The organism is Oscillospiraceae bacterium NTUH-002-81 (assembly GCA_032620915.1).
Taxonomy (GTDB): domain Bacteria; phylum Bacillota; class Clostridia; order Lachnospirales; family Lachnospiraceae; genus JAGTTR01.
On record CP136052.1, the window covers coordinates 1793645 to 1817860 of the forward strand.

22 protein-coding genes and 1 pseudogene are annotated in these 24216 nt (G+C 48.0%); 16 read left to right on the plus strand and 7 right to left on the minus strand.

The window, feature by feature from the left end:
* From RJD28_08640 to RJD28_08690, 11 genes are all read left to right on the plus strand, one after another.
* The gene (locus RJD28_08640) at positions 1 to 2040 is read left to right on the plus strand and encodes a hypothetical protein (protein WNV59510.1); all 2040 of its coding nucleotides are present in this window, start codon (positions 1 to 3) and stop codon (positions 2038 to 2040) included.
* Positions 2027 to 2320, plus strand: coding sequence for a hypothetical protein (locus tag RJD28_08645; protein ID WNV59511.1), 294 nt, complete (start codon positions 2027 to 2029; stop codon positions 2318 to 2320). The genes RJD28_08640 and RJD28_08645 overlap by 14 nt, the downstream gene beginning before the upstream one ends.
* Entirely contained in the window at positions 2232 to 2756 is a 525-nt protein-coding gene (locus tag RJD28_08650; GenBank protein WNV59584.1) for a TraX family protein, read from the plus strand. The genes RJD28_08645 and RJD28_08650 overlap by 89 nt, the downstream gene beginning before the upstream one ends.
* Before the next feature lie 3 nt (positions 2757 to 2759).
* Complete coding sequence (locus tag RJD28_08655) at positions 2760 to 3317, plus strand: DUF5662 family protein (protein WNV59512.1); 558 nt, start codon at positions 2760 to 2762, stop codon at positions 3315 to 3317.
* A 209-nt stretch (positions 3318 to 3526) separates the two neighbouring features.
* Positions 3527 to 4717: an ABC transporter substrate-binding protein gene (locus RJD28_08660; GenBank protein WNV59513.1), complete on the plus strand. Its 1191-nt coding sequence runs from the start codon at positions 3527 to 3529 to the stop codon at positions 4715 to 4717.
* Positions 4718 to 4874: 157 nt separating this feature from the next.
* Entirely contained in the window at positions 4875 to 5753 is an 879-nt protein-coding gene (locus RJD28_08665; GenBank protein WNV59514.1) for a branched-chain amino acid ABC transporter permease, read from the plus strand.
* Between the two features lie 9 nt (positions 5754 to 5762).
* Positions 5763 to 6716 carry a branched-chain amino acid ABC transporter permease gene (locus RJD28_08670; GenBank protein WNV59515.1) on the plus strand — a complete coding sequence of 318 codons (954 nt, stop codon included), beginning with the start codon at positions 5763 to 5765 and terminating at the stop codon, positions 6714 to 6716.
* 2 nt (positions 6717 to 6718) lie between these two features.
* Positions 6719 to 7483, plus strand: a complete 765-nt coding sequence (locus RJD28_08675; GenBank protein WNV59516.1) for an ABC transporter ATP-binding protein — start codon at positions 6719 to 6721, stop codon at positions 7481 to 7483.
* Positions 7484 to 7495: 12 nt separating this feature from the next.
* On the plus strand, positions 7496 to 8206 hold the full coding sequence (locus RJD28_08680; protein ID WNV59517.1) for an ABC transporter ATP-binding protein: 711 nt from the start codon (positions 7496 to 7498) through the stop codon (positions 8204 to 8206).
* Between the two features lie 73 nt (positions 8207 to 8279).
* On the plus strand, positions 8280 to 8585 hold the full coding sequence (locus RJD28_08685; protein ID WNV59518.1) for a hypothetical protein: 306 nt from the start codon (positions 8280 to 8282) through the stop codon (positions 8583 to 8585).
* Between the two features lie 34 nt (positions 8586 to 8619).
* Positions 8620 to 8865: a hypothetical protein gene (locus RJD28_08690; protein WNV59519.1), complete on the plus strand. Its 246-nt coding sequence runs from the start codon at positions 8620 to 8622 to the stop codon at positions 8863 to 8865.
* A gap of 182 nt (positions 8866 to 9047) precedes the next feature.
* Here RJD28_08690 and RJD28_08695 read toward each other — a convergent pair whose 3' ends face one another.
* On the minus strand, positions 9048 to 10766 hold the full coding sequence (locus RJD28_08695; GenBank protein ID WNV59520.1) for a DUF2156 domain-containing protein: 1719 nt from the start codon (positions 10764 to 10766) through the stop codon (positions 9048 to 9050).
* Between the two features lie 186 nt (positions 10767 to 10952).
* Between RJD28_08695 and RJD28_08700 the strand changes: the two genes are divergently transcribed.
* The 5 genes and pseudogenes from RJD28_08700 to RJD28_08720 all read left to right on the plus strand — a co-directional run bounded on the left by RJD28_08700 (position 10953) and on the right by RJD28_08720 (position 17117).
* The gene (locus RJD28_08700; protein ID WNV59585.1) at positions 10953 to 12296 is read left to right on the plus strand and encodes an MATE family efflux transporter; all 1344 of its coding nucleotides are present in this window, start codon (positions 10953 to 10955) and stop codon (positions 12294 to 12296) included.
* A gap of 168 nt (positions 12297 to 12464) precedes the next feature.
* The gene (locus RJD28_08705) at positions 12465 to 14033 is read left to right on the plus strand and encodes a type I restriction-modification system subunit M (protein WNV59521.1); all 1569 of its coding nucleotides are present in this window, start codon (positions 12465 to 12467) and stop codon (positions 14031 to 14033) included.
* Positions 14034 to 14047: 14 nt separating this feature from the next.
* Positions 14048 to 15116: pseudogene (locus RJD28_08710) on the plus strand (PDDEXK nuclease domain-containing protein).
* 46 nt (positions 15117 to 15162) lie between these two features.
* The gene (locus RJD28_08715; protein ID WNV59522.1) at positions 15163 to 15828 is read left to right on the plus strand and encodes a hypothetical protein; all 666 of its coding nucleotides are present in this window, start codon (positions 15163 to 15165) and stop codon (positions 15826 to 15828) included.
* The gene (locus RJD28_08720; protein ID WNV59523.1) at positions 15825 to 17117 is read left to right on the plus strand and encodes a restriction endonuclease subunit S; all 1293 of its coding nucleotides are present in this window, start codon (positions 15825 to 15827) and stop codon (positions 17115 to 17117) included. Before RJD28_08715 ends, RJD28_08720 begins: the two co-directional genes overlap by 4 nt.
* Positions 17118 to 17148: 31 nt before the next feature.
* Here the strand turns inward: RJD28_08720 and RJD28_08725 are convergent, their stop codons facing one another.
* From RJD28_08725 to RJD28_08750, 6 genes are all read right to left on the minus strand, one after another.
* Positions 17149 to 18657, minus strand: coding sequence for a recombinase family protein (locus tag RJD28_08725; GenBank protein ID WNV59524.1), 1509 nt, complete (start codon positions 18655 to 18657; stop codon positions 17149 to 17151).
* A gap of 89 nt (positions 18658 to 18746) precedes the next feature.
* Positions 18747 to 18923 carry a hypothetical protein gene (locus tag RJD28_08730; protein WNV56468.1) on the minus strand — a complete coding sequence of 59 codons (177 nt, stop codon included), beginning with the start codon at positions 18921 to 18923 and terminating at the stop codon, positions 18747 to 18749.
* A 134-nt stretch (positions 18924 to 19057) separates the two neighbouring features.
* Positions 19058 to 19261 carry a hypothetical protein gene (locus tag RJD28_08735; protein WNV56469.1) on the minus strand — a complete coding sequence of 68 codons (204 nt, stop codon included), beginning with the start codon at positions 19259 to 19261 and terminating at the stop codon, positions 19058 to 19060.
* Positions 19262 to 19769: 508 nt separating this feature from the next.
* The gene (locus tag RJD28_08740) at positions 19770 to 20192 is read right to left on the minus strand and encodes a sigma factor-like helix-turn-helix DNA-binding protein (GenBank protein WNV56470.1); all 423 of its coding nucleotides are present in this window, start codon (positions 20190 to 20192) and stop codon (positions 19770 to 19772) included.
* Positions 20193 to 20862: 670 nt separating this feature from the next.
* On the minus strand, positions 20863 to 23355 hold the full coding sequence (locus RJD28_08745) for an FtsX-like permease family protein (GenBank protein ID WNV56471.1): 2493 nt from the start codon (positions 23353 to 23355) through the stop codon (positions 20863 to 20865).
* 17 nt (positions 23356 to 23372) lie between these two features.
* Positions 23373 to 24038 carry an ABC transporter ATP-binding protein gene (locus RJD28_08750; protein WNV56472.1) on the minus strand — a complete coding sequence of 222 codons (666 nt, stop codon included), beginning with the start codon at positions 24036 to 24038 and terminating at the stop codon, positions 23373 to 23375.
* Positions 24039 to 24216: the final 178 nt, after the last annotated feature.

Genomic DNA, 24216 nt, shown 5'->3' on the forward strand with positions numbered 1-24216 from the left:
GTGAAAAAGCAGACAGACAAAACCTATCATTTGATGAAAGGGGAACCTTATCCGCTGGGGGCTGTCGTGAAACATGGCGGTGTCAATTCCTGCGTGGCCCTTTCTTCTCTGGCCGAGGATGCACTTTCCCAAGAGACGAAGCCGGAGTCATGTTCTGCTGAATCGTCAGTGAAGCAAATCACACGCACAGCTTTCACAGTGGATCAAAGGCCGGGAACCCCAGCAGTCAACTCGGGGAGCGTAAAGAATCAGCAGCCGGAGGCAGAACCGACATCCCGGCTGTCCCTATGCCTTTATCATCCCGGCGAAGCCACGCCTTTCTGCCAGCTGGATTTTACAGAAGAACACCGCATTGGCGATCTTTACTTTTCCAGATTGGAGCCGCTGCCGCCCAAAGACTGCACCTATTCCTTTCTTCTGGACGGCGTGGAGTTCTGTGATCCTGCTGCCAGAAGCATCTGCGGGCGGGAGGTATTCGGCCGGGAACCGGGGCCGCTGCGGGGGCAGTTTGTCCGGGACACTTACGACTGGGACGGTGACTGTGCACCGCAGATTGCCTATGAGGATGCCATTTTGTATACCGGTCACGTGCGGCATCTGACCATGGATCCCAGCGCCCGGGTGAAAAAGAAGGGGACCTTTGCAGGGATCATAGAACGGATCCCTTATCTGCAGGCACTGGGCATCAATATGCTGGAGCTGCAGCCGGTATATGAGTTTGGCGAGCTGCTGCCAAGACCGGTGAGTTCCATGGCCTATTTTGCCCGTTCCGAAAAACAGGAGCATCATTATAAAAAGAACTGCTGGGGCTATGGCCCGGGCTTCTATTTTGCACCCAAGGCTTCTTTTGCCTGGGGAAAGGATGCGGGAAAAGAGTGTAAGGATCTGGTGAAGGCTCTGCACCGGGCGGGCATCGAACTGATCCTGGAATTCTATTTCCCGGCCCATACCTATCCGGGGCTGATGGTGGACTGCCTGAAATACTGGCTGCTGGAATACCATGTGGATGGTTTTCACATAAGCGGGTTTGACTTGCCCCTGGAACTGATCGCCAGGGAACCGCTGCTGGCGGGCGTCAAGCTGTTGGGCAATGGGTTCCGGACGGAAGAGATTTACCCGGACGGACATCTGCCGAAGGTGCGGCGTCTGGCGGAGGTGCACGACGGGCCGCAGATGGATATGCGCCGGTTCCTTCGGGGAGAGGAAGGGCAGATCGGCGGCTTTGCGGCAAGGCTGCGGAACAATCCCACGGACCGGGCGGTGGTCAATTATGTGGCTTCCCACAACGGGTTCACCCTGGCAGATCTGGTCTGCTATGAGGAGAAGCACAACGAGGCCAACGGGGAAGACAACCGGGACGGCAGCGATTATAACTGCAGCTGTAATTACGGCGAAGAGGGAAAGAGCCGGAAAAAGAAGATCAACGACATCCGGGCAAGGCAGGTGCGCAATGCCCTGCTCATGGTATTTCTCGCCCAGGGTGTGCCGTGTCTCCATGCCGGGGACGAGTGCGGCAACAGCCAGCAGGGCAACAACAATGCCTACGGTCTGGATGACCCCACTGCCTGGATCCAGTATGATCGCAGCAGGGCAGGGGACTCTCTGCGCCGTTTTACAGAGAAGCTGATCGCTTTTCGAAAGGCCCATCGGGTGTTCCATCAGGCAGGGGAACTGCAGGGCATGGATGTGTCCGGCTGCGGCTGCCCGGACATTTCTTTCCACGGCAGACATGTGTGGTATCCGGAGTTTGACGGTGTCAGCCGCCAGCTGGGGGTACTCTATGCGGGAGCCGGTGTGGGAGACAGTTATTTTTACACGGCATATAATATGTATGGAGAGGAGAAATCCTTTGCGCTGCCCCATCTGCCCAAAGGCATGTGCTGGGAGCGGGTCATCGACACGTCTCTGCCGGAGGCGGAAATGTTTCCGGAAAGCCCCGAGCAAAAGGCGTTGGAGGCGCAGAAAGAAATGATTGTAAAAGGCAGGACCGTGGTGGTACTGGAAGGTCGGCTGCCGGGAGGAAAAGATGACACAGTATGAGACAACCGAGGCGCAGGAAAACGGTATCTGCGGGAAGGAAAACGGAGGGGGCCGCGGCATAGATGGGTTCTGGCTGAAAATGCTGGCCGTGGTGACCATGCTCATCGACCATATCGGCGCTATTTTTTTTCCCGGGCGTTCTGTGGATCCGGGCCATCGGCCGTCTGTCCTTTCCTATCTATGCCTTCCTGCTGACGGAGGGCTTTCATCACACGAGAAGCACGGACAGCTATCTGAAACGGCTGGTGCTTTTTGCCTGCATTTCCGAGCCGTTTTTTGATCTGGCATTTTATGGCGAGCTCATCCATCCGGCTCACCAGAATATCTTTTTCACGCTGGCGCTGTCCCTGTTCATGCTGGATAAATGCAGGGACGAGAAGGCTTACTGGAAAAATATGGGATGGCTTCTGGGCGTTATGATCACGGCGGAGCTGCTGCATGTGGACTATGGTTGCGGCGGTGTGCTGGTGGTGCTGCTGTTTGAGCGGCTGCGGGAGCGGAAAAAACTCATGGCGGCAGCGGTGAGCCTGCTGTTTATTTTCCTGTGGGGCGGCGTCCAGAGCTTTGCGGCACTGGCGCTCCTCCCGATTCTGTTGTATAATGGGGAGCGCGACAGGAAGATCAAATACGTTTTTTATACATTTTATCCGGTGCATCTGGCCATTTTATGGCTGCTGAAACTGATCCTGGTGCAGATGTACGGATTTCAGGGGTGACATATGAGACCAATCGCACATTTTAAGACAATCACGAAACATAAGCTGCTGGTGATGCGTTACTGCTTTTCTGTGGGTCTGTACCGGCAGGGGCTGCTCCACGACATGTCCAAATATTCGCCGACGGAGTTCTGGGTGGGCGCAAAATATTATCAGGGCGTTCAGAGCCCCAACAACGCCGAACGCATGGACAGGGGCTATTCCTCGGCCTGGCTGCATCACAAGGGGCGCAACAAACACCATTTTGAATACTGGCTGGATTACAGTCTGGATCCGGACAAGTCCATTGAGGGCATGAAGATGCCGCTGAACTATGCAGTGGAGATGTTTCTGGACCGGGTGGCGGCCGGAAAAATTTATAACGGGGATGCATTTACGCCGGACGGGCCGCTGAAATATTATGAGAAGGGGCATGCCAAGACCCTTTTGCATCCCAAAACAAGGGAATTGCTGGAATTTTTACTGCATATGTATGCGGAAAAGGGAGAAAAGGCCACTTTTTCGTACATCAAAATGGAAATATTGGCGAAGAAAGACTGGAATGACTATAATAATTTCTGAATTAACCTGTTGACAGCAGAAAAGATTGTATTATTTTATGAAAAATTCAGGAAAAGGAAAGTATTTCCTAAAGACGGGTTGACAATGTTCCACAGGAAATAGTATGATAAGTGGCAAATGGATAGAGGGCAAAGGAGTCGAGAGCCTGCAGTTATCTGCAGGCCCATTGTATTTCCCTCCCATGCATGAAAGAAAAAGGAGGATATGTTATGAAAAAAGCAGTAAGTCTTATGCTGATCGCTGCCATGACCGTTGGTCTGACCGCATGCGGAAGCAGCGCAGATGACAGTGCCGCAGCTGACAGCAGCAAACAGGAGAACGAGACAGCCACAGATGCGGCTGGTACTTCTACAGATGGTGATGTGTTCGTGATCGGCGGTCTGGGACCTCTGACCGGTGCTGCAGCTTCTTACGGAATCTCCGTAAAGCAGGGCGCTGAGGTTGCCATTGATGAGATCAATGCGGCAGGCGGCGTACAGGTTGGAGACAAGACCTACACACTGGCACTGAACTTTGCAGATGACGAGGCATCCGAGGATAAGGTTATCACCGCTTACAATTCCCTGATGGATTCCGGTATCAATGCACTGCTTGGCTGCGTAACCAGTGGTGCGTGCCTGGCTGTCATCGACCAGACACAGGCAGACGGTATCCTGCAGATCACCCCGTCCGGTTCTGCAGCAGGCTGCACGGAGTATGACAATGCATTTCGCCTTTGCTTCACAGATCCGCTGCAGGGTGTTACCCTCGCTGATTATGTGACCGACACCCTTGGCCTGACCAAGGTTGCCATCATCTACAACAATGCAGATGAGTACAGCACAGGCATCACAGATGCTTTCGTTGAAGAGGCAGAAGCAAAGGGAGCAGAGATCGTTGCCAAAGAGTCCTTCGTTACTGACGATGTAGACTTCAAGACACAGCTGACTTCCATCAAGTCCACAGATGCTGAGGTGATCGTTGTACCGGCATACTATCAGGATGCTACCTACATCACACAGCAGGCCAAGGATCTCGGTATCGAGCTTCCCTTCGTAGGAAGTGACGGCTGGGACGGCGTACTGGGTACTGTGACAGATCCCAGCACCGTAGAGGGTGCAGTGTTCTTAAGCCCGTTCCTGGCAACTGACCCGGCTGTTACGGATTTCGTATCTGCATATGAGGCAGCTTACAATGCAACCCCTGACCAGTTTGCAGCAGATGGGTATGATACTGTATATGTGATCAAGGCAGCTATGGAGCAGGCGGGTTCTATCGAGAGCGCAGACCTGATCGCAGCGATGACAGAGATCAACGTTGAAGGCGTGACCGGAACAGTTACATTTAATGCAGATGGTGAGCCTGAGAAGGGTGCCAAGTTTGTTAAGATCGTAGACGGTGCTTATACGGCAGTAGAATAAGCGGTATTCTTTACTTTTGACGGTATTGGGGGACGGAAAGGAAGCTCCTTTCCGTCCCTCTTCCTTGATTCTGGCGAGTATCTTCTGAGGGGGATTCTCTCCTTTATCGTATAACACCGGCGCGTCGCCGCGCTGTGAAGGAGAGTGAGACATTCATATGAAAAACTTATTGGAACAGTTAATCAACGGGTTGAGTACAGGCAGTATTTATGCACTGATCGCTCTCGGTTATACGATGGTATACGGTATTGCGAAGATGATCAACTTTGCACATGGAGATATCATTATGGTTGGCGCCTATGCACTGTATGTCGCGGTGCTGACCCTGCATGTCCCGGTGATCCCGGCGGTCCTGATCACCATTGCCGTGTGTGCGGTACTGGGCATTACGGTGGAAAAGGTTGCCTACAAGCCGCTTCGGAAAGCGCCGCCGCTGGCCGTGCTCATCACCGCCATCGGTGTGAGCTATCTTTTACAGAATCTGGCGCTTCTGATCTTCAATGCAACGCCGATTCCTTTCCAGTCTGTCATCAAAGTGCCATCGGTGAAGATCGGCGGTCTGACGATCTCCGGTATCACCCTGGTGACTATGGCCATTATGCTGATTTCCATGATTCTGCTGACATTATTTATCAATAAGACAAAAGCGGGCAGTGCCATGCGTGCGGTATCGGAGGACAAGGGCGCTGCGGAGCTGATGGGAATCAACGTGAACCAGACGATCTCCATGACATTTGCCATTGGTTCTGCGCTGGCAGCGGTGGCAGGTATTCTCTATATCTGTCAGTATCAGTCGCTGCGGCCCACACTGGGAGCTCTTCCGGGTATCAAGGCATTCGTTGCGGCGGTACTGGGCGGCATCGGCAGTGTGCCGGGTGCTATGCTGGGCGGTATCCTTCTGGGCGTCATCGAGAGCCTTGGCAAAGCATATATATCCACAGAGCTGTCCGATGCGATCGTGTTCGGTGTCCTTGTTGTGGTATTGCTGGTGAAGCCTTCGGGACTTCTGGGCAAGCGTAAAAATGTGAAAGTGTAGGTGTTGAATATGAAGGTCAATAAGAAAATCATAGGAAGAATCCTGGTAATTGTCCTCGCCTATGCACTGGTCACATTTCTGATCAAGGGCGGTGTGTTGAATAGGCAGTATACTTCTCTGATCGTGCCCATCGGTGTCAACATTATGCTGGCGGTATCGCTGAATCTGGTCACCGGCTTTCTGGGAGAGCTTTCCCTGGGTCATGCGGGCTTTATGTCGCTGGGCGCCTATGCAGGTGCGTTATTTACGCTGAACACAGACATGGGAGATCTTCCTTCCATCATTGTGGCAATGCTCATCGGCGGTGTCGTTGCAGCGATCTTCGGTTTCCTCATCGGGGTACCGGTGCTTCGTCTGCAGGGGGATTATCTGGCCATCGTAACGCTGGCATTTGGTGAGATCATCAAATCCATCCTGAATGCGCTGAAATTCACCAACGGTCCCAAGGGACTTTCCAAGATCCCGCTGCTTTCCAACTATCAGCATTATACGCTGGTATTTATCGTGACAGTGATCACGATCCTTGTGATTTCGAATATTGTGGACAGCCGCCATGGCCGCGCTGTATGCTCTGTCCGTGACAATTATATTGCGGCAGAATCTATCGGTGTTCATGTGAGCCGCTTCAAGATTATGGCATTTGTGGTGTCTGCATTTTTTGCAGGCGTGGCCGGTGTCCTTTATGCACATAACGTCGGTATCATCAAGCCCACGACCTTCGACTATAACAAATCCATTGAGATTCTCGTTATCGTCGTTCTGGGCGGCATGGGCAGTATCCGCGGTTCCATCATTGCAGCAGTTGTCCTGACGATTCTGCCGGAGATGCTGCGCGGCGCAGATAATCTGCGTATGCTCCTGTATTCCATCGTCCTGATTGCGATGATGCTGTTCAACCAGTCCGGACTGAAGGAACGTCTCCTGGAGAGATTCTCCGGTAACAAAGAGAAGGCGGGTGAGTAGGCATGGAATTGTTGAGTGTAAAAAATTTAAGTATTTCCTTTGGCGGATTGAAGGCCGTTGATAATTTTAATATTTCTATTGAGAAAGGGCAGCTGTATGGCCTCATCGGCCCCAACGGTGCCGGAAAGACGACGGTTTTTAACCTGCTGACCGGTGTATATCAGCCGGATTCAGGCTGCATCGTCCTGGATGGAGAGAATCTGGTGGGAAAAGCGCCGGCAGATATCTGTAAGAGCGGTGTTGCCAGAACCTTCCAGAATATTCGCCTGTTTGCCAAGCTTTCTGTGCTGGATAATGTCAAATCAGCCCTTTATAATGACAAGGACATGTCTTATTCCCTGGCTGCCAGCATATTTCGTTTCCCTTCTTATTACAAGAAGGAAAAGCTCATGAATGAGAAAGCCATGGAAATTCTGCAGGTGTTTGGACTGGAAAAATATGCGAACACGTATGCATCCAACCTTCCCTACGGAAAACAGCGGGAGCTGGAGATCGCCAGAGCACTGGCAACAGAGCCAAAGCTTTTGCTGCTTGATGAGCCTGCCGCAGGTATGAACCCAAATGAGACCGCTGATCTGATGAAAACCATTCAGCTCATCCGGGACAAATTCGGAATTACGATTCTTTTGATTGAGCATGATATGAAACTGGTATCCGGTATCTGTGAGCGTCTGTCTGTGCTGAATTTCGGCACGGAGCTGGCGTCCGGGGAGACTTCGGTGGTTCTCAATGATCCGAGAGTGATCACCGCATATCTGGGAGAGTAGGAGGCAGCTGGTATGGCAATGTTGAAAGTGACAGATCTGGAAGTGTGTTACGGCGTGATCCGTGCCATCAAGGGAATTTCCTTTGAGGTAAATAAGGGAGAAGTCGTTGCACTGATCGGTGCCAATGGTGCCGGAAAGACAACGACCCTTCATACCATCACGGGCCTGATCGCACCGAAAGCCGGAAAGATCGAGTTTGAAGGAAAAGATATCACCCGGATGCCGGGACATAAGATCGTATCTCTCGGTATGGCCCATGTGCCGGAGGGCAGAAGAGTGTTCGCAGACCTGACGGTACTAGAGAACCTGAAGCTGGGTGCCTATACGAGAAAAGACAAGAACGAGATCGCAGAGACACTGAAAAAGGTGTACGAGCGGTTCCCGCGTCTGGAGGAGCGGAAAGGCCAGCTGGCCGGTACACTGTCCGGCGGCGAGCAGCAGATGCTTGCCATGGGAAGAGCGCTCATGTCTCATCCGGACATCATCCTCATGGATGAGCCGTCCATGGGACTTTCTCCCATCTATGTGAATGAGATTTTTGATATCATCCAGAGCATCAGCGCTTCGGGAACGACTGTCCTGCTCGTAGAGCAGAATGCAAAGAAGGCACTGTCTATCGCAGATCGCGCATACGTGCTGGAGACAGGAACGATTTCCCTGGAAGGCAAAGCGGATGAACTCATGAATGATGAGTCTGTGAAAAAGGCATATCTGGGAGAGTAGGATTTCCGATCAAAAAAATATGTGTATACAGAGAATGGTTATCGTCCAGGACAGCGGCAAAAGGCTGGAAGGGATGGTAACCATTTTATATTGTCTGCAAAAAATGTCGGATCACCCGCAGATAAAAGGATTTGTGCACAAACATGGATGTGTGTGTGCCGCCTTTGACCAGGAGCAGCTGTGCCCGCGGAATCTGCCGTGCCATGTACCGGGAGTGAGAAACCTTCACAAGATCCCGGGTTCCGGCAATGAGAAGTACCGGTGCCTGGATGGCCTGCAGCTGTTCTTCTGTGATCTGCGGGGAATGGCAGAGGAGCGCGGTAAGCTGCTGCCGGTGCCGGAAGAAGCTGCCCGGAAAAGGCCGATGAAAAATGGGTAAGCTTTGATTTGCCGCCGCCCGGCAAATGCGGTATTTGGCCCGGAAGAACAGGCGAACGGGAAGCAGCAGCCCATCCGGGGCACTGTTCCCGCTGACTGCAATGACGGCGATCGTCCGTGACGGGAAAAAGGGAGGCGAATTCCAGAGCGATATTGGCGCCGTCACTGAACCCCAGAAGGATGCAGGCATCTATATGCAGGCTGTCCAGAAGGGCGGCAGCATCCCTGGCCATATCTGCGGTGGTAAATTCTTTCCGGGCGCAGAAGGGTTTGATCTGTGAATGGCCGTGGGCACGGCTGTCCATCAGGACCACCCGATATTTGCGGGACAGCTGTTTCTCGTAATAAGAAAAGACCAGATGGGTCTGTGCATTGCCATGCAGCATAAGGATCGGCGTGCCGTGCCCGCTTTCTTTGTAATAGATCCATGCTTCCGGCGTGTCTGCCACGCCTTTTCTGCTTGTCACTTTTTCCATCTCTGCAGCTCCCCTTTGAAAAATGATACGATGTAGCCGCGAATGCCGTGAGGGTTCTGGATTTCAACAGTAGCGTAAAACATGCCGGGCGTGGGATATTTGGGCAGGTAAGCGTAATAGGAAGGCACCCACTGTGTGGGGCTGTATTTTTCCTTCGCCCGGTAAAGATCCCGGAATCCATAGCAGGCGTTCAGATGGTCATAGACGAACTGGAGCAGGCGCTCCACGGGATTCTTACTCCGGGCATCCAGACCGGCCAGCGGTGCCACGCCGAGGCTGCCGTAACCGACCCCTTCTGCTTTGAATACCTGAAAGGCCTCGTAGATGATCGTTTCCATCACGCCGCTGGGGGCGTCTTTTCCGTGTCTCGTCACATCCGCCATGTAGCCGTTTTTGCCAAGAAACGGGACAAAAACGATAAAAGCCACCATCTTTTCGTCGGCATTGCATGCGTAGAAGTACCGTTTATCCATGGGATTGTCAAGGCCGACGGTTCCCATGGTAAATTGCAGAAGGCCGCTCTTTTTCTCTGACAGCCATTCCGCTGTGATCCGGTTAAACTCCTGCTCCAGAGCGGTGTCCCGTTTTTCCAGTACCCGATATTCGTGGACGGTGACACCGGCTTTGGTTGCATGATTGATGTTCATCCGCATCTTGGCCCCTTTTTTGCCGCTGATCTCATAATCTGCTAGGGAAAAACGGGCTTCTTCTCCGCTTTTGACAAAACCAAAGCCCTGCTTTTCATATTCGGCAAGGAAATGATCCGTCAGGCCGAGAAAGAACAGATTGTGGGCACTGTTCTGGCAAAATTCCCGGAATTCCGTCAGAAGTGCCGGAAAATCTTCCTCTCTGCACACGGGATCTCCGTTTACGATAATGGTATTGCCCACGGTTCCATAAGGGATGACGCCATCCACACTGCGCCCGAAATACAGACATTTGTCATCTTCCAGCGTCAGATAGGAACAGGGATTCTGGCTGTACAGATTCAGCAGTGTTCTGGCATGCTGGAGTTCCTGCACCCCATGGGCCTGTTTCTGCAGCCAGGGACGCAGGGCACAGACGATGGCGGCAAGAATGCAGATCCAGCTGAACCAGAACAGAACCAGCTGGGCGCTGTGCTGACCGGTTGCCGGGGATGGCAGATCCCACATGCCGAAGATCATGCCGATTCCCTGTCCGAAGCTGTCCGTCAGGGAGACGGATGCATTGCCGGAGGCAGCAAGGCGCATATAATGCCAGGTGATCCCCACATTGCCAAGAACACCGGCCATAGCCAGGAGAACAAACAGAAATGTCTGTCTGCGGTTGCCCCGTCCGGCAGGGTAGCAGAAATCTTTGCGCAGAGCAAAAAACAAAAGAAACAGGAGCAGGTCAAAGATCATCAGGCCATTGTGCAGCGGGTGTCCCATGCCGACAAGGCCGCGCAGAAAATTCAGGACAAAGATTCCCATGGCAAAAAACCAGGCATTGTGTTTCCGTTTCCATAACTGGACGGAAAGAAAAAACAGAATCATGGAAAAGGCACGCTGTACCATCCGTCCCATTTCAATGGAAGCCTGCATATGCTGAGAAAGCCTGGATAACGGGAAAAATGTAAGCACAAAAAGGAACAGGGAAAAGACGGCCAGAAGGAGAATGGCGGTGTTTTCTGTCCGGATACGGAACCGGCGATATTTTTCCTGATTGGTATGTGATTGGGTCATAGTCATTCCTCCGGAAGAGAAAAATCCTGCAGGGCAGGTTCTCATTTTTTTCACACAAAGTGTAGTCTTTTCCATGGAAAAAATCAATAGCGGAAAACGCCATAAAAGTGAAATTTGTGTTAAAATAAAAGGAATCATGGAAAGAGGGGAAGAATCCATTTGAAGAACAATAAATACGAGATTGATATGTGCAGCGGCACCATTATGGACAAGCTGGTTTCCTTTGCGCTGCCGCTGATGCTGTCCGGCATCCTGCAGCTCATGTTCAATGCGGTGGACATTATCGTGGTGGGGCGGTTCAGCGGCAGCGGGGCACTGGCGGCAGTGGGCTCCACCACCGCGCTGATCAACGTGTTCACCAATCTGTTCATCGGCATTTCTCTGGGAGCCAATGTGCTGGCTGCCCGGTATTATGCGGCAGGCAAGGCGAAAGAAATGTCGGAGACGGTACATACCGCCATCGCCATGGCGCTGGTCAGCGGTATCGTCATGGCCGTTGTGGGCGTGGTGTTTGCAAGAGGCGCGCTGGAGCTGATGGGAACGCCGGAGGACGTCATCGGCAAATCTGCCCTGTATATGCGCATTTATTTCTGCGGCATGCCGTTTTTCATGCTGTACAACTATGGCGCAGCCATCCTGCGGGCAGTGGGAGATACGAAGCGGCCGCTGTTTTTCCTCGTCATCTCCGGTGTGGTCAATGCGGCATTGAATGTATTTCTGGTGGTCGCCTTTCAGCTGGATGTGGCGGGGGTCGGCATTGCCACCGTCATTTCTCAGGCCATTTCCTGCGTGCTGGTGCTTTCCTGCCTGTACCGGACGGACAGCAGCTATCAGCTGCGGGTTTCCAGACTGCGTATCCAGTGGTGCTATCTGAAACGGATCTTTGAGGTGGGGGTGCCCGCCGGGATCCAGAGCACCGTCATCAACCTGTCCAATGTGCTGCTCCAGTCGTCGGTAAACTCCTTCGGCTCCATTGCCATGGCGGGCTATACGGCAGCCAACAACATTTTCGGCTTCCTGTACGTTTCCGTGAATTCCTTCACCCAGGCGTGCATGAGCTTCACCAGCCAGAACTATGGCGTGAAAAAATTCAAGCGCATGGATCGGGTGCTCATCGACTGCATCATCCTTTCCGTCGCAGTCACCCTCGTTCTGGGCGGCAGCGTCTATCTGCTGGGGCCGAAGATCCTGCGCATTTACAGCACCCAGGAGGACGTCATTGCCTGCGGCATGGAGGTCCTGACCTACACCACCTTTTCCTATTTCCTGTGTGGCCTCATGGATCTCTTCCCCGGGGCGCTGCGGGGCATGGGATATTCCGCTGTGCCCATGGTGCTCTCCATCATCGGTACGGTGGGCGTGCGCATCCTCTGGATCTATGGCCTGTTTCCCGCGCACCAGACACTGGCGTTTCTGTTCGTGTCCTATCCGGCGTCCTGGATCGCCACCATTGTCATGCAGGTCATCTGCTTCTGGTTCGTTAGGAGGAGAGTGTATCGGATGGAGGCTGATAGGGGCATCAGCTATTAGAAACTTTCAAATAGTTCAAACAGAAGGCTCTTGCCAGGTTAGTTGAGAAATGATTCATTACAATCTACAAATCGGGGGGAAACTTTAGTTTTAATGTTATCCAACCGGAAATTGGATGATTGAAATAGTATTTGTAATGATATACAAAAAATAATGGAGGAAGAGAGAATGGTGGATACCAAAAAGGAACAGGAGCGGGATGAACTGCATCGTGCCATATGGGCGATCGCAGATGAATTGCGCGGAGCAGTCGATGGCTGGGACTTCAAAAATTATGTTTTAGGTACGATGTTTTATCGATATATTTCTGAAAACCTGTGTAATTACATAAACAGTGGGGAGATTAATGCAGGCAATACCGATTTTAACTTTGCAGAAATGCCGGATGAAGATGCGGAAGAAGCAAGAGCGGGGTTGGTAGAAGAAAAAGGATTTTTTATCCTTCCAAGTGAACTTTTTTGCAATGTCCGTGCCAATGCAGTGAATGATGAAAACTTAAATGAAACACTGGAACGTGTATTCCGTCACATTGAGGAATCTGCAAAGGGCAGCGAAGCGGAGAATGATTTTGCAGGTTTGTTTGATGACTATGATGTAAACAGCAATAAACTGGGTGCTACAGTTGCAAAGCGCAATGAGAAACTTGTAAAACTGCTGAATGGCGTAGGAGAAATGAATCTTGGGGATGTAAAAGATCATTCCATAGATGCCTTTGGTGATGCGTATGAGTATCTTATGACGATGTATGCGTCAAATGCAGGAAAATCTGGGGGAGAATTCTTTACCCCTGCAGATGTGTCTGAACTGCTCACGCGACTTGGAACTGTTGGGAAAACAGAAATCAATAAAGTATACGATCCGGCATGTGGTTCAGGTTCGCTGCTTTTGAAAGCTGAGAAAATTTTGGGGAAAGATGCTATTCGAAATGGATTTTACGGGCAGGAGATCAACATCACAACCTATAACCTGTGTCGGATTAATATGTTCCTGCATGATATAGGATTTAACAAATTTAATATTGCCTGCGAAGATACGTTACTCAGTCCGCAGCACTGGGACGATGAGCCGTTTGAACTGATTGTGTCTAATCCACCATATTCTATCAAATGGGCGGGAGACGAAAATCCACTGCTCATCAATGATCCCCGGTTTGCTCCCGCAGGGGTTCTTGCTCCAAAGAGTAAAGCAGATATGGCGTTTATCATGCATAGCCTGTCATGGCTTGCGTCTAACGGAACTGCTGCCATTGTATGTTTTCCGGGAATCATGTACCGTGGCGGTGCAGAGCAGAAAATCCGTAAATATCTGGTGGACAATAACTATGTGGAGTGTATTATTCAGTTGCCGAGTAATCTGTTCTTTGGCACTTCCATTGCAACTTGTATCATGGTAATGAAAAAGAACAAGACAGATAATAAAACGTTGTTTATTGATGCTACAGGCGAGTGCGTGAAGGTTACCAACAATAATAAGCTGACGCCGGAGAATATAGAGCGGATTGTGGACGTATTTACAAAGAGGGAAGAAATCAAGCATTTTGCACATCTGGCGAGTTATGAGGAAGTGTCTGAAAATGATTACAATTTGTCCGTGTCTACCTATGTGGAAGCTGAAGATACCAGAGAAAAAATTGATATTGTAAAGCTGAACGCGGAAATCAAAGAAATTGTTGCTCGTGAACAGGTACTCCGTGATGAGATTGATAAAATCATCGCAGAAATTGAGGGAGATTCATGAAAAAAGGTCAAGAGATGATGGAATATCAGGATGTTGTCATAGATATTAAACAAATTATTGTATCGGGACAACAGTATGCTTATCAGGCTGCAAATAAAGCGATGGTGCTCACCTATTGGCAGATTGGAAAGCGGATTGTAGAACAGGAGCAGAAGGGGGAGGAACGAGCAGAGTATGGAAAAGCTTTATTGGATACGCTGTCGGCGGAATTGACCGGAGAGTATGGAAAAAGCTATTCAAAAAGAAATTTGCAATATTTTCGTAAATTTTATTTTGCATTTCCAGATGTTCAAATTGTGAACGCATGCGTTCACAATTTGAACTGGACTCATTTTCGATGTCTTCTTCGGGTAACCGATGAAAATGCACGTTTGTGGTATATGAACGAGGCTTCAAAAGAAGGATGGAGTTCCAGAACACTGGACAGAAATATTGGCACACAATATTATTACCGGTTACTGCAATCACCGAAAAAAGAAAATGTGATTGCTGAAATGAAGGAAAAAACAAAAGAGAGTCAGAAGAATAAATTTGAACTTTTAAAAAATCCGATTATTGCGGAATTTTTAGGCTTCAAAAAATGAAGATTCTTATCTTGAAAATGATTTAGAGTCAGCTATTTTGACACATATAAGAGATTTTCTAATGGAAATGGGAAAAGGATTTGCGTTTGTGGCAAGACAGCAGCACATTGTGACGGAAACGCAGGATTATTTTATTGATCTGGTATTTTACAATATTGAGTTAAAGTGCTATGTGCTTATAGATCTGAAAATGGGAAAGATTACACATCAGGATGTAGGGCAGATTGATATGTATGTTCGTATGTATGATGAACTTAAGTGTCAGGAAGGAGACAATCCTACATTAGGAATTCTTCTGTGTTCGGAAACAGATGAGGACATTGCAAGATATTCAGTATTGCATGATAATGACAGATTGTTTATGTCAAAATATCTTACTTATTTGCCGACTAAGGAACGGCTGCGTGCAGAGATTGAGCAGCAGAAGGAGATATTCTATATGCAGCATCCAAGGTTGCATATAGAAAATGCACAGGACAAAAATGCACAGGACGAGTAAAGTGTGATGAGATTGATAAAACCATCGCAGAAATTGAGGTGTAATTATGGTTGAAAAAGAAGCGTTAAAAAAACTTATTGATAATCCAAAACAGCCTAATGTCAGTGAATGGGTTTATGAGGTAGAGGCATTTTTAGAGGAAATTAATGAAAATAACGAGGAAGCATGGTCTCTTATTGATGGCATAAAAAAGCAAGGGGATACTTTCCGGCGTTGTGAAAATTTAGTGGCATTATTACGACAACTTTACAAGAAAAAATATGATAAAGTGTCCATTCCACCGATAACGAAAAGGAATCAAATATTTGTTGCAATGATGTTTTCTGGGGAAACTGATTCTACATACGAACAGATATATAAACCTGTTATTCAATCGTTGAATTATTCAGCTATGAGAATTGATGAGAAACAATTCAATGGATCTATTATCGGAGAAATAACTGCAGAAATAACAGATTCTGTTGCTCTGATTGCAGATTTAACAGGAAATCGTGGCGGTGTTTATTATGAAGCTGGAATTGCCAGAGGATTACAGTTATGTAATCATCCAATCAAATTGATCCTAACTTGTAAACAAAGTTTTTTTGATAGAGAAAGAGTTCATTTTGATGTAAGTGGTGACAACATTGTTCTTTATGAAAACGATGATGATTTGAAACAGAAACTTTTAAAGAGATTACAAGCTGTTTTGATCGAGGAAACTAAAGCATGAGCAAATTGGATGAATTAATTGCAGAGCTTTGTCCTAATGGGGTGGAGTATAGAACTTTTGGCGAAAGTGCAACAATAGTGAGAGGTGCATCGCCACGTCCGATAAAAAATTTTATCACAACAGAATCTACAGGTGTGAATTGGATTAAAATTGGCGATGTAAAACCGGGAGACAAATATATTACGGCTTCAACAGAGAAAATCACGCCAGAGGGTGCAAAAAAATCGCGTGCTGTCAAAAAAGGGGATTTTGTTCTTTCAAATTCCATGAGTTTTGGAAGACCATATATTTTACAAATAGATGGATGCATTCATGATGGGTGGCTTGCGATTAGTAATTTTTCGGATAGCTATCTTCCGGATTTTTTATATCACTTATTGAATTCCAATATCTGTCAAAGCGAAATGCAGAAAAAGGCATCCTTTGGAGGGGCTGTTCAGAATTTAAATGCTGACATCGTAAGAGCGTTAGTTTTGCCTGTACCTCCTCTGAAGGTACAACGTGAAATAGTCCGTGTGTTGGACTCTTTCTCATTACTTACAGCTAAATTTATAGCTGACCTTACAGCTGAACTTACAGCTCGGAAGAGCCAGTATGATTTTTATAGGGATAAGTTGTTGACATTTAGCAATGATATTCCGATACTCCCATTAGGTGAAGTTTGTCAATTGCAGGCCGGAAAGGCAATAAAAGCTACTTTCATTTCAGGGGTGCAAACGAAACGGATGCCTGTTCCATGCTATGGCGCAAATGGTCTTCGAGGATACGTGGCAGACTATAATCAAGAAGGTAACAAATCGATAATTGGGAGACAAGGTGCTTTGTGTGGAAACGTGTGTTATGCTACAGGGAAATATTATGCGACAGAACATGCAATTGTGGTTACAGACAGGGGACATTTTAATGGCAGATATCTTTTTCATGCATTAACACATGCGGACTTAAATCAATATAGAACAGCAGGGGCGCAACCGGGATTATCGGTTTCTCATCTAAATGAGGTGAAAATTGCTGTTCCTGATATAAATATACAAGACAAAATTGCTAGTGTTCTTGATAATTTTGAATCTATCTGTACTGATCTGAATATTGCGTTACCGGCTGAAATCGAAGCGCGCCAGAAACAATATGAATATTATCGAGATTTGCTCTTGACATTTGTTGAAACAGGCAGCATGCTCATGACAGACAGACAGACAGACAGACAGACAGAGCTGAGCGCAATTAAGCTTATTCAGTATGTGTTTGGGTATGTAAACATCGGTGTACAAGGGGTACAAACAAGATAAAATAGAAATGAGGGGCGATAGAGCGGAAATGTCAGATTTTCCACTCTATCTGAACATGGTCGCTGGTGGCCTTGATTGTAGAGATCAAGCCATCGGCGGCTTTTCTTTTGTCGTCAAAATCTATGCTGTCCCAGTTGTCGAGATAATAGGATAACTTCTTTATCTGCTGGGGAGATATGGTTTCAACGCTCAATTCAGCGATTGCCTTTGAAATGGTCTGGCGTCGGGTGTCCAGTTCTTCAATTTTTTTGTTAGCGTAGGCAAGCAAGGTCGCATTGGCTCCGGTCAGCGTATCCAGCAGCTTTTCAATTTCTGCCTCCACCTGTGCCAGCTCCACTTGATAGGCGGTCAGTTTCGGATTGACTTTTTCCTCCCTGCCGTGGAGTATCTGAAAATCTTTGAACTTTTCCTGCATGGCCGAGAAAATGAATTGCTCAAATTCTTCTTTGCGGATTTTCCCGCAGCCCGGACAGCCTTTGTTTTCCGTCCGTTTGGTACAGCGGAAATAGCCGGTGCTGTTTGGTACATGGGTGGCTTTCAGAGCATACCCACAATGCCCGCATTTGATTTTTCCGGCCAGCCAAGTATTTTTTGGTTTCCGTCCCTGCTGGAAGGTGGTATTTTCCATAAGTTTTTTCCGGCATTTCAGCCATGTGTCAGAGGAAATGAGTGCTTCATGGGGAGCGATAACAAGTATCTGGTCTTTTAAGCACCTGTCCTTGTCCTCTTTCACATCCCGCCCCTGATAGAGATAGCAGCCGTTTGTTCCGGCAAAGTCAGAAGCGTCATTGACAATCGCTGCACCCTGACTCTTGAAAAATTCGTACAGCTCCAAATCGGCCTGTGCGTAAACGGGGTTTCTTAAAAGCTGGGAAAGAAATGTACGGAACATGGATTTTCCATAAATTTTTATATCATGTTCCTCGAAGTATCGGGTAATATCTCCGAAGGAGGTTTCCGGTTCAGCGTACATTTCAAACATCAGCCGAACATGGTCGGCGGCTACGGGGTCGGCAACCATTTTCTTTGTGCGGATACCCTCTACCACAGTAGGCTCTAACTGATAACCGTATGGCGCCTGCCCGCTCATGTGAAAGCCTTTCAAGCAACGGGAATAGTAGGCGTCCGTGACGCGCTTCTGGATTGTCTCACGTTCAAGCTGGGCGAATACAATGCAGATATTCAGCATGGCCCGGCCCATCGGGGTCGAAGTATCAAACTTTTCCGTGGATGATACAAACTCCACATCGTACTCTTGAAACAGCTCCATCATCGTTGCAAAGTCCAGAATAGAGCGGCTTATACGGTCCAGCTTGTACACAATGACCCGCCGGACCTTTCCCTTGCGGATCTCGCCCAACAGCTTTTGAAACTCCGGCCTGTCCGTATTTTTACCGGAATAGCCTTTGTCCTTGAATACCCGGCAGCTCCCACCTTTCAATTCATACTTGCAAAAGTCGATCTGACTTTCAATGCTAATACTGTCCTTGCGGTCTACTGACTGTCTTGCGTAAATACAATCTTCTCTGATAAATTCCATATTGGGCTCCTTTCCTTGTTGGAATGGAGCTACCAACCTTACAACTATATTATACCATCAGCAGCCCCGGACAACAATGTTGCGAATGATTAGGGAAATCTGTCCCCATATTTTCTGAACACCTCATAAAGACAACGCTCAATTTCTTTTTTGCGCTGTGCTTTCTCCTTCGGGGGAAGTACCGGCGTGAGGCTTTCCAGCACAATGATCTTCCCTTGAAATGCGACAGACTTTGTTTCTCGTTCATAAGTGACAGCTTGCGTCATTGAAAACCTCCTTTGCGAAAGTGCGTGTATATGCCTGCCTTTCCCGCTTGTCCTGTGGGGGAAATGTCAAAAGACGGCACCCAGCAGGTGCCGCCCTTTGAGCTTTCTCCACTTCGGGTCGATGTGACCCGAGGTCAGTAAGGACTGGAATGGTACTTTTCTTTGGCGTCCTCCACGCTGTTGAGGTCAAATACTTCATAAAGCTGTCCCACAACACGGCGAATATCCTTCTTTGAAAATCCGCAGTCCTCCATTGCCATAATGACATAACCACGGCAGGCGTCATTGCTCCATTCGTCCGGTTCCAAGCCGGGGATCATTCCAAACGCATTTCCCATAAAGTGCTCCTTTTTTTGAAAAGATGGGGAGCCACGCCGGATTGGTTGGCCTATCATCAGACAGCATTGCCGGGGGCTCCCCATAGGTTTTCACTTCATTTCAGACACACCGGACGGACATAGGCTTCATGCCCCATAGTATTTCAACTCTCCCCATTCTGATGGCAAGGCGTTCTCATTGCCTGCGACGGCTCACGGCTTGCAAGGCCGCTTCAACGCTCGGACTGTGACTAAACGCAAGTATCCGGGTTCTGCGCCTGTTCCGGTGGAGCCAGCCTTGCCCCACCTATGGCATGGACCTGTTCGCTCGCTCAGTTTTACAAAGACTGTATTCTCTGAAATCCGAGGTCATGGCGGGTCTGTCACACAGCGCGTTCCCCTTCGTATCCGGGTGTCTTTTTATTCGATTTTCAATCTGCATGAGGCTTGTCTGAACCTCGAGCCATTGTGACCCGAAGTGTTTTGCCTCTCATAAGCCATTTCATTTTCCGGCCTAAATCGGTACGCCTTACAAAGAATTTTTCAAAATTTTTTCTAAGCGCCGCAGACCTCGCTCGATTGCGACACGAACCACTTTTTCATGGACGCCCTCTGCCCGGGCAATGTCCTGTTTGGTCATGCCGAGAATGAAATGAGCGTAAATCCGTTTTGCCTGTTTGTCCGGCAGACTGGCAATCGCCGCATGAAGCTCCTGCATGGTCACTTTCCGCTCATACAGTTCATGGGGAGATAAGGCAACAAAGACAGCTTCATGCTCCAGCCCGTCATCCCGATCAAGGGAATAGTAGGCTTTGTGGCGGTATGTACGCAGCCGGTAGGCAGCCTCTTTACGATCAAACTCTTTGAACATTTCTGCAACTTCTTCCGATACTTCCATGAAGCAATCCGATGTATAGAACGGGTAATAGTCCCGCAAATTGATAATAGCCATATTGACCTCCGTTTCGGTTGTTGGTTGACGAGTGACCGAAACGAAGGCGGCGGGGAGCGGCACCGGGGAATGGCTTCGGGCCAACATGACCCGAAGCCGCCCCATAAGAACGCAAAAGCGCCCGGGCGGCATGAAGCCACACGGACGCATGAAATGACATAATAGTTAAGGTTCCAACAAATTTCGCATACATAGCCGGAATAACCCGGAGGCGGGGCTATGCTTTTTTTAACTGATGTAGGTCATGGGCACTGTGAAAAAAGGCAAAGATAGACACGGCGGCAATCCTCCTATATGCCGCCGTGGATTTACACGGTGTTAGGTCGTCGTTGGTTTAGGGGGGCGAAAAGAAACGGCGGCTCTGATTTCTCAAAACCGCCGTATCGTCAGTGATATAGGAAAGCACACGAAATCCTCTGCCCGTCAGCGGTTTTTTTCTTTTCCCCGCTGTGGGGGCAGATGTTTCTTAATTGATTTACCACAAGCATAAACTACAAATGTTACACAAATGTCCGAGGCGTCTTTGATTTCGACAGAAAAACAGGCTGAATTGTTACAAAGCTCGGACATTTCAAAAGAATTTTTTGAAAAATACTAAAGAAGCGGAGCAGCTAAAATCTGCTCCGCTTCGATATGATTGATCTAAGGATGTTTTGCTATTTGATTAAACTCACTCTGTCAACCGCAATCGCTCCACAACTGGAAGGTTAACGTCAGTTTTGTAGACCCATATAGGCACAATAAGGCAGATTAGCAACACCAGTCCAGACACCAGCACCAGTGGGATAAATGGATAGGAGAAAACAGCATAATAGGCCACTTTACTAAAAATCATATATAGCAAGATGAAGATTGCTGTTCCAATGGTGACTGCAAGGGAAAGGGAAACACCCCAATAATAGAAACCTTCCATAAATAGCATTCGTTTGATTTGTCGCTTTGTCATTCCAATGCTTTCAAGAACAGCTAATTCATAGCGCCGAGTATTTACATTGACAACCATTGTATTGACAAAGTTCATGACACCAACAAGCAGCAGGATCACGGACAACCCTGTTCCTAAAACCTTTGCTGTAATGAGATATTCCTGCATTTCTTCTCGCCGTTCATATCGGGATATAATATCAATGTTAGCTTGTGATGCGGTGATTTGCTTTAATTCTTGCAGTATACTTTCGTCATGTTGACCATCCGTATCAAAGGCCACGCGGAACACTCTATATTGCGGAAAGAGTTCTTTCAAAGCTGTTTGACTAATATACAAATCAGGAGCCGTCCCTCTCTCATTGCCTCCTCCTGCTCGAAACCCTTCATTCAAATAACCGTTCGCTACAATAAAGGAATGCTGTCCGTTCTGCGTCTGGATTGTTATTTCCTGCCCTGGCTGAATAAGGCCTTCTACTGTTTTGGACAGCAGCACAACCTTTCCTTGTTCAAAGGCAGACGTGTCAATAGGCAAGTTTAAGGTTTTATTGATTTCTTCCAAATATGCACTGTCAATTCCAAAAACCCCGCTAAAAAAGTTTTGCTGATAATTTTCTAATTTTGCCGGATCAGAAAAATCAATGCCGTTTACTCCGTCTAATGACGCAAGAAACTCGTGAAATACAGCATCGTCATATACAACATCTGCTGCTACTTGAGGATAAGGTGCATAGGTCAACCTCAAATTCTCAATGCCGTCAAGCTGACCAATCTCTGAAACCATTTCGCTGGAAATTAAATCTTCTCTTTCGTGGATACTATATGTGAGTGCAAAATCGCTTACTCCCCATTGGCTCACATAATTCTCCGGGCTTAAACCATGTAATAGCCCTGTGACGACAAGGAACAAGGAAAGGCCGAAAAAAAGCGATGCAAAAACAAGGGTTGTACTCTTAGCATTACGAAAGACATTGTTCCATGCCATTCTGGACAACTTCATTTTGCTACAATTTCTGGCGCTGCTCTTTGTGCTGGCTGCTGTATATTGGAGTGCTGCTATTGGTGAAACACTTCCGGCAATTTTGGCGGGCTTCATGCTTGCAATCATAACGGTAATGAACGTAAATATGGCCGCTCCTATGAAAATAAACGGCGAAAAAGATACTTTTGTTCCCACATCAGAATTTGTTGAATACATCATATTCAGGAAGTAAGGAACAATGCCAAAGGAAACAACCGCACCAAGTAACAGGCCAATCGGAATACCAATACAAGAGATTCTGATTGCCTGCTTATAGATAATTCTCTTTATCTGCCTTTGGGTCGTTCCAATCGTTTTAAGACGGCCATAGAATTGCACATCTTTTACGACAGAGACATAAAGAATATTATAAATCAGCAGATAGCCGCTAAAGGATATAAAAACTGCTAAAATTATTACAGCTAAAATAATAGTTCCACCATTTGCCTGTTCTAATGGTACAATTTCAAATGTTTGCCCTTCTGTAAAGTCAATCTCACGCCGCAATCTTTCACAGTTTTTGTCAGCATTATCATTGCCTTGAAAACGGATCATTGCCGTAACACTATTATCCAGTGATACATTTAAGCTATCCTTAAAAGCGGATGAAACATAAACATAACCACGATTATTTGTGCGCATTGGAATGTAGTCCGTATAGTAGCCCGACAGCAAAAAGGTGTCCGTGACATAATCATAGCTATCGCCAATTTGGTATGACAACACAATTTCCATCCCTATTTGTGGATCAGAAATACCCATCTGTTCAAGCACCCATGTAGGCAACATGATTTCGCTTTTACTTAACGGATAATTTCCTACAACACCTGATATAGTAGGAAGACGGTGGTGTTCCCACTCTGTATCATTTATCCATACTACACCTAATCTTGCGTTTCTCAGTTGTTCTGTATCAACACTGCCTAAACGCTGCTGTATGCCTACGTCAAGTACAAGACTTGATTTTGAAATCTCAACCAACTGTTCTTCCGTTACATTTGTGATTCCGGCATCTGCGGTAGTTCCCATTAAGCGGATTTGTTGCATTTGGTAGGTTTCAAAGTAACTAAAGCCAATACTGAATGTCGCAGTTATCATAAATGCAGTTAGCGCCAGAGCAATGATTGCAAATAAATTACGCTGCCGTTCATGGTGCAAACTGCGCTTTGCCAGTTTCTTTTCAATGTTACTGGTATCATTTTCAAAAGGCCATGTCATAGTCTGCCACCCCCTACTTATTCCACAATTTTGCCGTCCTCAATGCGGACAATCCGATCTGCAAGACGGGCAATATCGTTGTTGTGGGTAATCATCACAACGGTTTGCCGGAACTCCGCACTGGTGCGCTTGATAAGCCCCAGCACCTCGGCGCTGGTCTTGCTGTCAAGGTTACCGGTCGGCTCGTCGGCCAGCACGATAGCCGGTTTGGTAATCAGGGCGCGTGCAATCGCCACACGCTGCTGCTGTCCGCCGGAAAGATTATTCGGCATATTTTTCAGTTTATCTTCCAGCCCCAGCAGGTGAACGATCTCGTCCAAAAACTTCTGATCCACCGTGTCCCCATCCAGCTCCACCGGCAGGACGATGTTCTCATACACATTCAGAATAGGAACAAGGTTATAGTTCTGGAAGATAAAGCCGATGTTGCGGCGGCGAAAGATGGTAAGCTGTTCATCGTTCTTCTTTGCCAGTTCTTCGCCCCGGACGATCACGGTTCCGCTGGTGGGAGTGTCCAGCCCGCCCATCATGTGAAGCAGGGTGGACTTGCCGCTACCAGAGGTTCCCACAACAGCCACAAACTCGCCGTCCTCCACGGAGAAATTTACGCCGTCAAGGGCGCGGGTAATGTTCGGTTCTGTACCGTAATACTTTTTCAGGTCAATCGTCTGTAAAACGCTCATATTCAAAACTCCTTTCAAGGCTTCCTACCTGTTGATAAGTGTATTGTAAAACCCAAATGTCCGCGAAATGTTACAGCGGCTAAAAAAATTCATTGAAAATTGAGGTGAAATGTTACAACGCTCGGACATTTCATTTTATCTCTGCACCTCGGGCCAACTTGACCCGAAGCAGAAAGTT

Coding starts and splice junctions, on each gene's coding strand:
- RJD28_08735 (WNV56469.1), bottom strand. CDS start 19,261: ATGGGAAATGCGTTTGGAATGATCCCCGGCTTGGAACCGGACGAATGG.
- RJD28_08745 (WNV56471.1), bottom strand. CDS start 23,355: ATGACATGGCCTTTTGAAAATGATACCAGTAACATTGAAAAGAAACTG.
- RJD28_08715 (WNV59522.1), top strand. CDS start 15,163: ATGGTTGAAAAAGAAGCGTTAAAAAAACTTATTGATAATCCAAAACAG.
- RJD28_08670 (WNV59515.1), top strand. CDS start 5,763: ATGAAGGTCAATAAGAAAATCATAGGAAGAATCCTGGTAATTGTCCTC.
- RJD28_08750 (WNV56472.1), bottom strand. CDS start 24,038: ATGAGCGTTTTACAGACGATTGACCTGAAAAAGTATTACGGTACAGAA.
- RJD28_08700 (WNV59585.1), top strand. CDS start 10,953: ATGTGCAGCGGCACCATTATGGACAAGCTGGTTTCCTTTGCGCTGCCG.
- RJD28_08705 (WNV59521.1), top strand. CDS start 12,465: ATGGTGGATACCAAAAAGGAACAGGAGCGGGATGAACTGCATCGTGCC.
- RJD28_08655 (WNV59512.1), top strand. CDS start 2,760: ATGAGACCAATCGCACATTTTAAGACAATCACGAAACATAAGCTGCTG.
- RJD28_08685 (WNV59518.1), top strand. CDS start 8,280: ATGGTAACCATTTTATATTGTCTGCAAAAAATGTCGGATCACCCGCAG.
- RJD28_08740 (WNV56470.1), bottom strand. CDS start 20,192: ATGGCTATTATCAATTTGCGGGACTATTACCCGTTCTATACATCGGAT.
- RJD28_08675 (WNV59516.1), top strand. CDS start 6,719: ATGGAATTGTTGAGTGTAAAAAATTTAAGTATTTCCTTTGGCGGATTG.
- RJD28_08680 (WNV59517.1), top strand. CDS start 7,496: ATGGCAATGTTGAAAGTGACAGATCTGGAAGTGTGTTACGGCGTGATC.
- RJD28_08660 (WNV59513.1), top strand. CDS start 3,527: ATGAAAAAAGCAGTAAGTCTTATGCTGATCGCTGCCATGACCGTTGGT.
- RJD28_08725 (WNV59524.1), bottom strand. CDS start 18,657: ATGGAATTTATCAGAGAAGATTGTATTTACGCAAGACAGTCAGTAGAC.
- RJD28_08665 (WNV59514.1), top strand. CDS start 4,875: ATGAAAAACTTATTGGAACAGTTAATCAACGGGTTGAGTACAGGCAGT.
- RJD28_08720 (WNV59523.1), top strand. CDS start 15,825: ATGAGCAAATTGGATGAATTAATTGCAGAGCTTTGTCCTAATGGGGTG.
- RJD28_08730 (WNV56468.1), bottom strand. CDS start 18,923: ATGACGCAAGCTGTCACTTATGAACGAGAAACAAAGTCTGTCGCATTT.
- RJD28_08645 (WNV59511.1), top strand. CDS start 2,027: ATGACACAGTATGAGACAACCGAGGCGCAGGAAAACGGTATCTGCGGG.
- RJD28_08695 (WNV59520.1), bottom strand. CDS start 10,766: ATGACCCAATCACATACCAATCAGGAAAAATATCGCCGGTTCCGTATC.